Origin of the sequence: Croceitalea sp. MTPC5 (assembly GCF_036985505.1) — a bacterium.
GTDB lineage: Bacteria > Bacteroidota > Bacteroidia > Flavobacteriales > Flavobacteriaceae > Croceitalea.
The window spans coordinates 442,015-455,848 of the sequence record NZ_BTGQ01000001.1 but is presented as its reverse complement, the minus strand read 5'-3'; the positions used below and the strand labels follow the sequence as shown (position 1 = coordinate 455,848).

At 41.6% G+C, this 13,834-nt stretch carries 8 protein-coding genes; all 8 read right to left on the bottom strand.

Translation table 11 applies throughout. From position 1 onward, the window contains the following. Positions 1 to 7 precede the first annotated feature (7 nt). Positions 8 to 1,300: a DUF4249 domain-containing protein gene (locus AACM45_RS02100; protein WP_339140409.1), complete on the bottom strand. Its 1,293-nt coding sequence runs from the start codon at positions 1,298 to 1,300 to the stop codon at positions 8 to 10. Then, positions 1,297 to 2,604: a DUF4249 family protein gene (locus AACM45_RS02095; protein WP_339140408.1), complete on the bottom strand. Its 1,308-nt coding sequence runs from the start codon at positions 2,602 to 2,604 to the stop codon at positions 1,297 to 1,299. The genes AACM45_RS02100 and AACM45_RS02095 overlap by 4 nt, the downstream gene beginning before the upstream one ends. Continuing rightward, positions 2,601 to 3,908 (bottom strand): DUF4249 family protein, encoded by a 1,308-nt coding sequence (locus AACM45_RS02090; protein ID WP_339140407.1) that lies wholly within the window; start codon positions 3,906 to 3,908, stop codon positions 2,601 to 2,603. The genes AACM45_RS02095 and AACM45_RS02090 overlap by 4 nt, the downstream gene beginning before the upstream one ends. Further along, a complete protein-coding gene (locus AACM45_RS02085) occupies positions 3,905 to 5,194 on the bottom strand; it encodes a DUF4249 domain-containing protein (RefSeq protein ID WP_339140406.1) in 1,290 nt (429 codons plus the stop codon). Before AACM45_RS02085 ends, AACM45_RS02090 begins: the two co-directional genes overlap by 4 nt. A gap of 22 nt (positions 5,195 to 5,216) precedes the next feature. After that, positions 5,217 to 8,009 (bottom strand): TonB-dependent receptor, encoded by a 2,793-nt coding sequence (locus AACM45_RS02080; RefSeq protein WP_339140405.1) that lies wholly within the window; start codon positions 8,007 to 8,009, stop codon positions 5,217 to 5,219. 75 nt (positions 8,010 to 8,084) lie between these two features. Continuing rightward, complete coding sequence (locus AACM45_RS02075; protein ID WP_339140404.1) at positions 8,085 to 10,481, bottom strand: penicillin acylase family protein; 2,397 nt, start codon at positions 10,479 to 10,481, stop codon at positions 8,085 to 8,087. A gap of 62 nt (positions 10,482 to 10,543) precedes the next feature. Next, positions 10,544 to 12,517 (bottom strand): protein-disulfide reductase DsbD family protein, encoded by a 1,974-nt coding sequence (locus tag AACM45_RS02070; RefSeq protein ID WP_339140403.1) that lies wholly within the window; start codon positions 12,515 to 12,517, stop codon positions 10,544 to 10,546. Next, complete coding sequence (tilS, locus tag AACM45_RS02065; protein WP_339140402.1) at positions 12,514 to 13,821, bottom strand: tRNA lysidine(34) synthetase TilS; 1,308 nt, start codon at positions 13,819 to 13,821, stop codon at positions 12,514 to 12,516. The genes AACM45_RS02070 and tilS overlap by 4 nt, the downstream gene beginning before the upstream one ends. Positions 13,822 to 13,834 lie beyond the last annotated feature (13 nt).

Below are 13,834 nucleotides of genomic sequence, written 5' to 3'. Positions count from 1 at the left end.
TGTTATTTTATTCCGTCCAAAATTCCGGTATACGATTACTGCCTAATGCGGTACAATCACCGCAAGGCCTTTGTGTTACAAAAAAAGGTCCTTCACAGAGCCCTTGCCCTGAAGACAAGAAAAATTCTATCTCCTCGGCCTTTATATAATCGATCAAAGGCCTTGGAACACCACAGTCGTCCATAGTGAATACCCCATCTCGTTCAGGATTACCCAGCGGCGGGGCAAATACCCTTTCGCAGTTCAAACCATCAAAATAAGGGGGTAAATCCTCATTTGGGAAAAAATCCTCATAATTAAAGAACAGCCTTCTACTTGCAATACTGGCCACTTCAAAATAACCAATGACCAAAGCTTCAGGATTGTTCACAGCTGCGATATTCCCTTCAATAAAACCAGGTTGAATAGCACTGAAAACACTCTCGCTTTCGGAAAATTGGAGCAAGGTATTGTAAAATTTAGCGGCATCTGGGGATTGTACGAACTGATTTACTAAAATACTGTATCGATGCGACAAAATGGGATCATTCCTATTGATAAAACGCACCAAATTCCCATCCGTTCGACCCTCGTTCAAAACAAGGCCATCTGACAATATGATATCATTTGACGCAACCGTATTAAAACATACCCGTTCTTCTTGTTGCCTAGGCACCAATCTCACATCGGGGTATAGAATTTCGGTAAACTCTTGATTGACCTCATCAAAGGTAAATTCCACTTCTTCCCTGATTATCTCAAATTCGGTCGATGTCCAATTCGGTGCAATTATTTTATAGGTTTCCTCATAGACATACCTGTAGTTGTTAAAATTATTATCGGGGTTTGAACTGTCTACGAAAATCGCCATTCCATCAACCCCACTATCGCTAATTACCCGTTCTGCATAGATATTATCGATTATCGAGACCCCAGCACTGGAAACCAATTCAGATTGATAATTGGTACCATCCGGCGTAGAAATCCGCAATTGATATGACCTTCCCGTTTGAGCGGCAAAAGGCACTTCAGAAAAATAGTTGCCCACCGCATCACTTATAAAATTAAAGGTGTTTCCTAGATCATCATCAACCTGAACAGTGGCCCCAACCTCAAAAACCGCGGTACTATCGTTGCCAAACTGTTGCCCCCTACTTAAGGTAACCTTTTGATTTTTCAATTCATCCGTTAGTGTTGCCTCGACTATCAAAACTTCCGTTATGTCTATATCTGCCTGTAAATCAGTAGCAATAGCGATTTCTTCAACACATCCCGTAATAAAAAAGGATAGTACAAGTAGTATATAAACACAATTTCTCATTCTTCTATCCAAAATTCGGGTACCACGTTTGTTCCTATTCGTGTGCAATCACCACAAGCGCTTGCCACGTAAAGATAAGGCCCAGGACAGGTACCAAGGTTTAAACTATTAACGTCAACATAACTAATTACCCCTAAATCAATCCTTTCAATGATGGACTGCGGACAATCATTTACAAACTCACCCATAAAACAATAGCTGACATGTGACTCAGGGGATGAATGTACCCCACAATCGAATGGAAACGGGGGTAATGGTTCATCTGGGTAAAAATCACTGTAATTAAAAAACAACCTTGTCTTAGAAACGGAGGCCACATCAAAAAAACCGATTGCCGCCCCTTCCCTACCATTATCCGCGGTTATATTACCTTCTAAAAAACCAGGTTGGACTTGGGAAAAAACATTATCGGATTGGCTAAAATTATCGAGTTGTTCATAAAAACCGAATGCCTCGGGACTTGAGACCAATTGGGCTACCTCAATACTATACCGGTGTGATATCGCAAAATTGGAACGCCCTAAAAACCGCACCATAAAATCTTCAAGTCCACTACCATTTAAGTTGGATAATTGTGTTTGCACGATCGTATTCGATTCTTCTGTGGCATAGCATACGCGTTGTTCTTCGGTGCGGTCTACGATTTCGAGATCATAGGTGGGTACCGGTAAGGCACACGGATCGTAGTTGGTCAACCTAAATTCTTGCGGTCGCCACAAAGGGGCAATGATCTTATACGTTTCACTGTAAGTGAACCTTAAATTTTGGCTATTACCGTCTACTGAATTGTTGGTTATAAAAATACCGATACCCTCTGCCCCGGTATCACTGGTTGTTTTCGCCGCATGAATACCGTCAATTTCGGCGACCCCCTGAATTTGCATAGGTTCTGAAGAAAAGCTTCTGCCATTGGATGTCGTTATCAATAATTGGTATGTCGTAGCTAGCTGAGCGGCAAATGCGATAGATGATTCATAAATACCAGGATCCACTTCATCAAAACCGTACTCCACCCCATTTCCATCGACGACCACTACCTGGGCATTTTCCTCGTAGTTGACCAGGTCCCTTTCAATATCCCTGGGTGGCGTAAAAGGGGTATATACAGAATCAATTTGAAGGTCTAATATGGTATCGATCGTGCTAAGTGTTATCGTATGCTTTTTGAGCTCATTGGTCAATGTACCCTCCACGATCAAAATATCCTCTGGGTCATTGCCTGAAGTTGTAATGGCAAGGTCCACTTCATCAACACAATTGTAAAAAAGTATACCAAGTACGATATATAAGACAATTCTTCTCATTCCTCAATCCAAAATTCCGGTATTTCATTACTTCCCAATGTCGTACAGTCACCACAGGGCCTGAAAACAAATACATGTGGCCCCGGACAGACCCCAATATTACCATCGTTTGCCCTTACATAAGATATCAGATCCAAGTTCACCCGTTCAATGACTGATTGCGGACAATCATTTCTACCACCTGGCCCTGAAAAACAAAAAGATGTGTGTGATTCGGGGGCCGAAATTTCATCACAATTGAAAACGTAAGGTGGTAATGGCTCATTTGGGTAGAAATCGGAGTAGTTAAAAAACAAACGTCTTTTAGACACCGATACCACATCAAAAAAACCAATTATGGTACCCTGTTCCCCATTATCAGCGGATAAGTTACCTTCCAAAAAACCTGGTTGTACCTGAGAGAACACATTACCCGTCTCACTAAAACTGTTCAACTGGTCATAAAAACCGTAGGAAGCCGCGCCTGATACCATTTGGGTGACCTCTATACTGTACCTGTGGGAGAGGATGTAATTTTCCCGGCCTATAAATCGCACCATAAACCGTTCTATACCATCACTTTCCGGGTTGTTCTGCTCTGCCTGTATAATGGTGTTCGACGATTCGTTTCCAAAGCAGACCTGTTCTTCTTGTTCCCTGACCACGATTTCTAAATCATATGTTGGCACGGGTAATGCACAAGGATCGTAATTGGTAAGAAGAAAATCTTTTTCGGCCCAAAAAGGGGCGATGATCTTAAAAGTCTCGTCATACGTAAACCTCAAGTTTTGCACGTTACCGGATATTGAATTGTTATCAATGAAAATTCCAACCCCTTCCGCACCTGTGCCACTAATTGTTTTTTCAGCATAGATATCCGCAATTTCAGAAACACCTTCAACCGACATGGGTTCTGAAGAAAACCCGCGACCATCATCGGTAACGATATTTAATTGATAGGAGTTATCCATTTCGGCAGCAAATGGTGTTCTTGATTCATAAATACCAGGGCTCCCTTCTTCAAATTCAAAAACCGTTCCATTGGCGTCGGTTACGGTAACCGTTGCATTTTCTTCATAGGGCACCAAATCCCTATTGATATCACGAACTGGTGTAAAAGGGTTGAAAATGGAATCAATACCCAGATCTACCAAGGTGTCTATGCGGCTCAATATGACACTATGGTTCTTAAGCTCGTTGGTTATGCCGCCTTCGACAATCAGAATGCCTTGGGTCCTATTTGCGGAACCAATGCCAATATCCAATTCATCGAGGCAACCGACCACAATAAAAGAAAGTGCTACTATGTATATCCATTTCTTCACTCTTCAATCCAAAATTCAGGGGGTACGTTACTGCCGAACTCCCTACAGTCTACACAACCCAATGGTTTTACTACAAAAGGCGCCCTATCAGGTTCCCCATCGGCATCCAAGACCTGATAATTTTCATTCGTATCATGATAACCGATTAGCCCTGCCAGTATTCCATCGATGAGCGGGGAATTCGAGGTGCCATCAATTACAATCTTACCGTCAATCTCAGTGGCGTGAAAGCCTTCAGGATATAATGGGGGTTCACTTGCAAACTCACAATTGATGACATAAGGTGGTAATTCCTCATCAGGAAAGAGATCGGTATAATTAAAAAACACCCGTTTTTCGCTATATGAGCTCAATTCGAAATACCCTAAAACCAAATCATCGGTATTTTCCGCATTAATATTTCCTTCAATCAAGCCCGTTTGTACATTACTGAAGACACTTTCGTTGTTCGAAAAGTCACTAAGGATCTGATAAAAAGAAGCCGCCTCAGCGTCTAAATGATATTGCTTTACTAAAATGCTATATCGATGTGCGATATAATAATTTTCCCTTGATAAAAAACGTACTTCAAAACCTTCCAAATTATTCGTAACCAATTCTTCGGTAGAGGCAAGAATCAAATCATTTGAATTCGAAGAGGCAAAACAGACCTTTGCGGGCTCTTGTCTTGCCGCAATGGTAACATCCCAACCATCATCATCCTCACAGAAAAAATCATAGTCGATTTCATCCCATGAGAAAGGATTGAAATCCGGGGCTATGATCTTTGTGGTCTCCAGATATTCATATCTATAATAATCTGGCCCTGTATTGGCACTGTTTCCTTCAACATCCAGAACAATGGAGACCCCTTCCAAACCTGAATTGTTTATTACTCGTGTGGGCGTGATGGCTGCGATAGTGGTTTCGCTTGGTAATTCTTGAGGTGTTGAAAGAAACCTACTGCCATCCGTTCGCGTGATTTGTAATGTATACGTTCGACCTTGTGTCAATTGCAATGCATTTGCAGATGTGTAGACCCCAGGAGAATCTTCTATAAAATCCGTAGTGTTATTCAAATCGTCTACTAAAACCACTTCCGCACCTGTTTCCGGGTTTGGGTCGATCGCGTCGAAATCAAACGTATTCGAAAGCAAGACCGTCTGTGGTCGAAGTTCATTAGTCAACCGGGCATCTACTACCAGTGCCGTTTCCAGTTCATTAATCTGCGCATCAAATTCTTCGACACAACCGATAAAACCATGCATCAAACAAAGTAGGCCTAGCCATATTATCTTCTTTTTCATATCCAATTATCTTTAGCAATTTTCAAAACTTAAAATTATAGGTGATCGAAGGTATCGGTATGGCAAAGATCGAACTTTGCAATGCCCTTACTTCCCCATCTTCCGTTACAAAAAATACGGAGTATGGATTGTTTCTACCCAATACATTATACACGGAAATCGTGATAAAACTATGGGCAAGCTTCTGTTTTTTATGATTTCCCTCGATATTGACACCCAAATCGAGACGATAAAAATCAGGTATACGAAACTCATTGCGGTTACTGAAAGCAACGAAATCAGCATTATTAAATCGAAAGGTTCCTATTGGAAACGTAACGGGACGACCGGTTTGGTATACGAAATTTGCTGAAAAACTGTACCGTTTCGTAAGTTTATAATTGGCAATCAAGCTGACGTCATGGGGTCGATCGAAGTTGGAAGGGAAAAAATCCCCGTTGTTAATGCGCTCTTCACTAAACTCACTATCAAAACGATATAGGGACCTTGAATACGTGTAAGATAGCCAACCATTAAAATCGCCTTTGTTCTTTTTTGCCAAAAACTCCACGCCATATGCCTTTCCATCCCCTTGCAGCACCTCGGTCTCTACATTCTCATTTAAAAAAAGATTGGCCCCCGTTCTAAAGTCAAGAACATCGTCAAGACTTTTATAATATCCTTCAAGGCTCAACTCATATTCATTGTCCTTAAAATTTTTGTACAACCCAAGGCTAGCTTGATAACCAGTTTGGGGCCTAATATTGGCATCAGACAGTTTCCAAGTGTCAATCGGGGAAACGGTAGTATTGTTCGATAAGGTATGGATAAACTGATAGGCATTGTTAAAACTCGCCTTAATCGAGAAGTCTGGGGTAAAAAGATAACGGGCCGACATCCTTGCCTCAGGTCCGCCATATGTTTCGATGATCTCGCCACTACTAAAAGATAGAGTGTCTACCACCGTAGATTCGTTTCGCGGTTGTCCTTCGGCATAAGTCCGCTGTGTTCCTGGCCCAAGGGCTGCGAAAAAGGCATAGCGCACACCCAAATTCAGTAACAAACGGTCTGAGACCTTGTACTCATCCCCTATAAACAGTGCACCTTCGAAGGCCTGCTCCTCATCAATAAAAGTACTTTGAACATCCGACTCGTCGTTTAGCGGCTCAATACTGCCGGGGTTTACCGAGTAATACTTACCCGATATGCCATAATCCAGGGCATGCTTGTCGTTTAACCTAGTTCTAAGTTTATACTTTAGTTCTGTTTCATTCACATTATAGTTCAAGTCAAAATCATTGTTCGCCTCACCATCAAAGTCTATCCCAAAGCGGTAGTCACTATTTGCGAGTAAAAGTGCCCCATTGGTGGTTTCCGTAAGTTTGTGGTCCCATTTGGCCGAGAATAACCTGTTACTGTAGTTATATAGTGAATCTGATGTAATACTAAAGGCATCCCTACTGTAATATGCCGTACCCTTAATCTCACTATTTTCATTAAATCGATGGTGGTATTTTAGGATACCGTCAAAAAATGATGCCTCACTGTTGTTTAAGGATTCCTCATCCAAAGAACGAAGGATCCAATCCGCATAAGCGCCACGGGCGCCGACGACAAGGGAAGACGTATCTTTTTTTATGGGAATTTCCAACGCCAGGTTACCCGTAACGGGACCAATAGAGCCTTCACCTGCCAATTTTTCGACATTCCCATTTTTCGTGTGAATGTCCAACACAGAGGAAAGTCGCCCACCAAATTCGACCGGTGGAGCTCCTTTATAAATATCAACCCCGGCCGTTGTAAAAGGATTTAGGGCTTGAAAAATACCGAAAAAGTGTTGCGGATTATAAATTACGGCATCATCCAATAAGACCAGGTTTTGATCGGTTTTACCACCGCGTACATTTAGACCGGTCGCCCCTTCACCCGCCGATGAGATACCGGGCAGTGCCTTTGCTATCTCCAAAATATTGCGTTCACCTAATACCAAAGGTATGTTTTTTGATTCCTCAGAGTCGATTTGCTCACTACCGGTAATGGCTTCTTCCACATTTTTTGCGGCGTCAGCCTCAACTACCACTTCATCAAGACGTTCCAGGCTTTCATCTAGATAAAGGTCAAATGAACCATCACTGTACATAATGACCTCTTGTTCTACATTTTGTATGCCCATGGCCGATACCGACAAGACATTATAGCCCGCCGGAAGTTCCATGGAATAACGGCCTTGGGTATCGGTTGCCGTAAATACGTTGGCCTCTTTAACCCGAATGGCCAGATCAGGAACCACCTCGCCAGAACTTAAGTTGATTGCCCTACCTTGTAAGGTATATCTTGATTTTTGTTGTGAACCGCTCTTGCCAACCCGAACAATGGGTCTTTTTCTTTCTTTATTCTGCTGTTCCTCGGTTAAGAATATCGGGGGAGGTAAATTGGTGACCGAAGTATTTTCATTTGCCGTGCTTACACTATCTTGGGTATTGCCAAAAAACCGATTTGGCAGTTGGTCATAAACAACCGCGTTTTTAAGTAGGAACACCCTTTTCTCAGATTCTAAAATATAAAAATTCAAGTCCGTACCTTCAAGCAATTCCGTAAGGATATCATTCAAATTTTCATTGCCATCAAAAGTCTTTCCCTCAATATCCGTTATCCAATCCTCTAAAAAGAAGAATCGATATCCGGTATCCCCTTCCAATCGCAGCAATGTTGACCTCAAGGTATTGTCATCGGTGTTTACCGTCGTTTGGCCTTCTTGGGAAACCAATATGGCAGTGGTTAAAAAGCATAAAAATAAGAGGAGTACGTCGCGAAGATTTGAGACGTTTTTGTTCAAAGCATGCATGTTGGTCGAATTAGCTTTTGTAAAATACTAAACATAGTATTTAAAAACTAAAAAAACCGGTCCCATTTATCCTTTTGGCACAAAATTTAAAATAGATGCCGATTTTTTGATGATTTCTTCTTTGTTCATCATCATTTTACGAAATTCGCCATTGATGTAAAGTTCAGCTTGATCTTTGTAATAGGGACTCAGCGGATTTCCTGATTGCCCTGTGGGTAATATACTCATACTATTCTCAATATCTGAAAAATCAACAATACGCCGTGTAGAGGGACCTGAACTTACCTTGTAAAGACCAGTACTATCATACGGAAACGACATGTTATTGATAACCTCCCTACTCCCATTTACCGAAAAGGGCCCCACATTGAAATATTTTCGAAGCGAAGGTACTTGCCCGATGGGGTGACCATGTTCTAAGGTATGCACGTTGCCCCATTGCCACAGTGACGTGTCCTCACCGAAATCACTGATTAAAGAGGCCCAAGCATCGGCAAAAGACTTCATGGCAATATCGGCACGGGTTTCTTTTTTTTCAGGTGTCAAAACATTGTCCCACCATACGCCTACTTCCCTTTTCGTACCGTGTACTATCTGACGTTTTGACAAATGTGTGCCTAAAAATTGTTTAAAAAGATCTTTCCCCAATTCGTCTTCAAAAGTGTTCTTTAAAACATAATACACGCATCTATGATACAGTGTGGCACTGATACTTTCTACAGGATAATCACCCTTCCAATTTTTTAAGGCATCCAATTGCACCAGTTGCTCTTCATTCAAGTACGTAATATCGATTAACTTGATCATCTCGGTAACAAGGTCCGGGTTTACGGAGGACGTATCGTCCAAGATCATTTTGGCCACCGACTCCTTATCCCAATCATTCTTTTCTTCCAATAGTTGAACGATTCGTTTTCCCCTATTCTCAGGCAGATAGTAACCAGGATATAGCATGCCAGCAATGGAATCAGGTTGATTATTGGCGGAATACACATACTTCCAGGGTGGGTTAATGGCTTGGGGGTTTTCCTCAAAATCCAAATAGCGAATGGGTTCAGCCTTGCCCAACGTACCGTCAAGAATAAATTTTGTTGATACGCTATCGGGCATTTGATACAGCTTAGCAGACGCCCACCAAGCTACATTTCCATCTTTATCACCATACATCACGTTGAGGCCAGGGGCGTGTATTTTAGGCAAGGCTTTTTGAAATTCATCAATATTGGTTGCATGAGATATCCCATATAAAGCATCCAACACCTCATTTTCAAGCTTGGTATAGATCCAAGACATGGCCACGGGAGCCTCTTCTTGTATTTGGTTCGCAAAATCATTCAGTACGGGTCCGTGTCTTGTTTTTTTGTAATCGAAACTAATCGGGGAGGCATCTTTTACCTCAATGGTCTTTGAAACGGTCTCATAGGGTTGCCAACCGTTCTCGGTCATATAAGTATCGTTGTCATCAGGATTTGTTTTTTCGTAATAAAAGTCGATATCATCGTTTTCGAACATCGTCAGCCCATAGGCCAAATTCTTATCATGACCAAGCAGTGGAAATGGCACCCCGGCCAAATGATACCCATACTTTTCATAGGTGGGGGTACTGATATGCGCTTCGTACCAAACCGAAGGTTGGGCAAAGCCGATATGGGGGTCGTTTGCCAATATCACTTTACCATTCTTGGTCTTTTCAGGGGAAAGTACCCAACTATTACTACCGACGAATTGAGGAATAGGTAATTTACTTAGGGCCTTGTTCCAGTTCACTTGAACTGATGTCGCTATGGAGTCGGTGGTTTGCCATCGATAGTTTTTAATCCATGTCGAAGTGGTATCCGAAACTATGGCCAAGTCTGCTAAATACGACTCGCCCAATTTATTTTTAATGGTAGACAATAATGGATCGGTCTTATGGGCCATTGCGAAACTAAAGGCCATATAGCCCACGGCATCATAGATATCCTCTAAAATAAATGGCTCTTTATCAAGCCCAGTCAAGTAAAACTCTACCGGGGTCGGACCTTTCTCGATAAATTTATTGATGCCTGCCAAATAGGCTTCCGAAAGCTTGACCATTTCACTATTTCGATCAAGGCTCGCCACTGTTTTCTTGGTATGTTCATCAATACCTAAGGCAATAAAGAACTTATCCGTTTCAACCAAATCCTTTCCGAACACCTCTGATAACCTACCTTTGGCAACCCGCCTTAAAAGTTCCATTTGCCATAACCTATCTTGGGCATGCACATAACCAAGGGTTTTAAAAGCATCGATTTTATTTGAGGAATAGATATGCGGAATACCATAAGCATCAAAATAAACCGTTACTTCATCCCGTAAGATATCAAGTTCTTTTTCCCCACTATAGGTCGGTGTTAACGTATTGATGAAAATAAAGACGGCAAATACCAATAAGGCTAGAATTACAACAAACCACAGTAAGAACCTTTTTACTTTTTTCATGTCGGTAGTAATGTGTTGAAGAACTAAAGTTAGCCTTATTTATTGGAACGCAAAAAGACCGGTCAATCCATCAAAATCGCATATTGTTTTAAACCTGATTGCAACCAGGCCTTATACGTTTCGACATCAACATATTGAACTGCTGAATTCAAGATTTCCAAATCTGGTGAGAGCAGCACATAATAGGGTTGCGATGCCGATCCGAAATTTATGGTTTGAAAAGTACCCCATTTTTGACCTATGGTCTCTATGGTCTTTATTCGGCCGGAATCATATTCAAAATCAAATTGAAGGTCTGAGGGCAATTCCTTTCTGTCATCTACATAGAGCGATATCAAGACATAATCATCGCGTAACATCGGATATATTTTTGAATCGCTCCAAACGTTTTCTTCCATTCTTCGGCAATTGACGCAGGCCCAACCGGTGAAGTCCAATAATATGGGTTTGTTCGCTTTTTTTGCAAAGGCCACCCCTTCGTCAAAGTCCTTAAAACAATTCAAACCTAAAGGACAGTCGGTCCCGCTCTTTTGGTAGCTGTAAAAATCAGGTGGGGGAAAACCACTTAGAGCTTTCAAATTAACGATATTGAAAAGGCCTAAAACCAAATAAAGCGCAATTGCCGAACTCACAATGCCCGTAAGTTTTCTACCCTTGGCAAGACGTTGGCTTGGGGCATCATGCGGAAACTTGAAGAGCCCAAAAAGGTATAGGGCCAACAGTACGAAAAGTACCGCCCAAATCCCTAAAAAGAGTTCCCTTTTAAAAATCCCCCAATTGCCGACCAGGTCTGCATTGGAAAGAAACTTGAATGCAAGGGCCAGCTCCAAAAAACCCAAAACCACTTTTAAGGTGGTCATCCAACCACCTGACTTGGGCAACGAGCCCAACCACGCAGGAAACAAGGCAAACAACATAAATGGTAAGGCCAAGGCCAAACCGAAACCGATCATACCTGCTGACAGGTTAAGCGCTACCTCACCTTCGGCCAAGGTGGTACTACCCAATAACACCCCCAGAATAGGCCCAGTGCAAGAGAATGAGACTATGGCAAGGGTCAATGCCATAAAAAAGATACCCAGGCCGCCGCCCACCTTTGTTGACGCACTATCCATTTTGTTTCCCCAAGAACTAGGCAGGGTCAATTCATAATATCCGAAGAACGAAAATGCAAAGAAGACGAAAATGGCAAAAAATAATAGGTTTAGCCAAATATTGGTGGCAACGGTGTTCAGAATTTGGGGATCTACGGAATCGAACACATGAAACGGAAGACTCAATAAAAAATAGATAAGAACAATAAAAAAACCATACAGTACGGCATTCGCAATACCCTTGGTCTTATTCGTCGATTGTTTGGTGAAAAAGGAAACGGTCAAAGGAATCATTGGAAAAACACAAGGGGTGAACAAGGCAATCAAGCCACCAATAAAGCCAAGGCCAAAAACCATCCACAACTGTGATTTGCCAGAGCTTTCGAGTTTGTCTTGATTCAAAAGTGCTTCATTTTTCAAATTCAACTTTAGGGCTTCCGTCATGGCCAAACTTCGTTCATCCAATGTCTTATCAGTGGCGATAAAGCTTGTTCCATCTAAAGAGATGTCAAAAGCCTTCTGTTCTAAAACACAAACCTCTTTACAGATTTGATAATACAAAATCACCGAGATTTGTCGCACCCCTGGTTTCAACAACTTTATTTTTTGTTTGAAAAGGGCCTGCCCTTTAAAGAAGGTCTCTTCAACATCAAATACCTCTGTATATTTCTTATAGGTTTTACCCTCCACCGTTTTTCCAATCAGTTCGTAATCGGTACCTGCCCCTTTGAACTCAAATTCACTCGGCATGCTTCCCCCTTCTGCGGTATATAGGGAATAGATATACCATTCTTTGAAAATAGCTGCCTTAAAAACAAGTTCAAATTCCGTGTCACTTATTTTAACGACTTCATGGCTCCAAACTGCAGGTTCATCGTCAGATTGACCATACGTCAAAAAGAAGCTCAGCACTAGACCTATACTTACCAGTATTTTATTCATTCTTTCCATTCAATTTTTTGTATGTGCTTGGTCTTATCCGTTACCTTAAACCGATTATCCGCCCTTTTTCCAACAATCCAAACTATCGCATCCCCAGAACATAGTAGCCACTGCGATTCTTTAGTGAAAACATCCATTTTTTCATCTTTGAAAAATTTGGAAACTTTTTTCTTGCCCCCCATTCCAAAAGGATAAAAATAGTCGCCATTTTTCCATTTTCTTAACAGCAACGGATACTTTAACTTTTCTTTATCCACATAGAGTGCATTCGTTGTGGTTTTGCCAAGTTCATGAACGTTCTGTATTCTAAGCGTAATGGGATGTGCTATGGCCTTTTGTCCTTCTTGAATATAAAAAATCACCTGTTCTTTTGGTCTTAGTGGGGATAGTATTAAATGCTGCCGATCCTTTAGCAACCTATGGGTCGCGGAACGCACTTCCTTTCCGCTCATTGCGGTCAACAAATCAGCAACATTATCCCATTCCGTGAATCCAAATTCGTGGAACAACAAATGCATATAGGGTTTTAACGGAACTAAACGTAAAAGCTTGTCTACAGACATTTTAATGGTATCATCACTCGTTTCAAATAAAGAAGTCTGTAATTGCAATCGCGTACTTTCCAGCAGTAAGGAGGTAGCCTTTAAATGATTTTGGGTCTTTAGAAAATTGGTCAAAAAATTGGCATTCAAGTTTTTTAATTCTGGAATGACCTTATGACGAATTTTATTCCGTAAGTATTTGGTTTCTTGATTACTGCTATCTTCTCGCCATGAGAGTTTCCTTTTCTTTGCATAGGTCACGATCTCATCCCTTGAAAAGGCAAGTAAGGGTCGCACGACCTTATCGTTTATGGCAGATATACCTTTTAATCCCTCAATACCCGTACCCCTCGCAAGATTGATGATAAAAGTTTCTAGGTCGTCATCTGCGTGATGTGCAGTGAGTACGAAATCAAACCCCTCTTTGTTGGCCAGTTCATTAAACCAGCCATACCTCAGATCACGGGCAACCATTTGTACGGAATCACCGGTATTCTCAACCATAGATTTAGTATCGAACGATATTCCATAAAATGGCACCCCATAATGTTTCGCTTTTTTGGCGACAAACGCTGAATCTTCGTCACTGTCACTGCCCCGAAGGTTGAAATTACAATGTGCCAATGCCATATTGAGTTTGTACCCCGCACAAAGATGTACCAATACCATGCTATCAACACCCCCACTGCAAGCTACCAATAAAGTAGCATCCCATAGAAACGGAAATTGTTCTTTAAGCTGGTTTTCAAACTTCGCTCGCATCTTGTAAAATTAA

What these genes read in the sequence shown, in the direction of transcription:
- AACM45_RS02085 (WP_339140406.1), bottom strand. Translation starts at nt 5,194, where the DNA reads ATGAAAAAGAAGATAATATGGCTAGGCCTACTTTGTTTGATGCATGGT.
- AACM45_RS02100 (WP_339140409.1), bottom strand. Translation starts at nt 1,300, where the DNA reads ATGAGAAATTGTGTTTATATACTACTTGTACTATCCTTTTTTATTACG.
- AACM45_RS02095 (WP_339140408.1), bottom strand. Translation starts at nt 2,604, where the DNA reads ATGAGAAGAATTGTCTTATATATCGTACTTGGTATACTTTTTTACAAT.
- tilS (WP_339140402.1), bottom strand. Translation starts at nt 13,821, where the DNA reads ATGCGAGCGAAGTTTGAAAACCAGCTTAAAGAACAATTTCCGTTTCTA.
- AACM45_RS02070 (WP_339140403.1), bottom strand. Translation starts at nt 12,517, where the DNA reads ATGAATAAAATACTGGTAAGTATAGGTCTAGTGCTGAGCTTCTTTTTG.
- AACM45_RS02075 (WP_339140404.1), bottom strand. Translation starts at nt 10,481, where the DNA reads ATGAAAAAAGTAAAAAGGTTCTTACTGTGGTTTGTTGTAATTCTAGCC.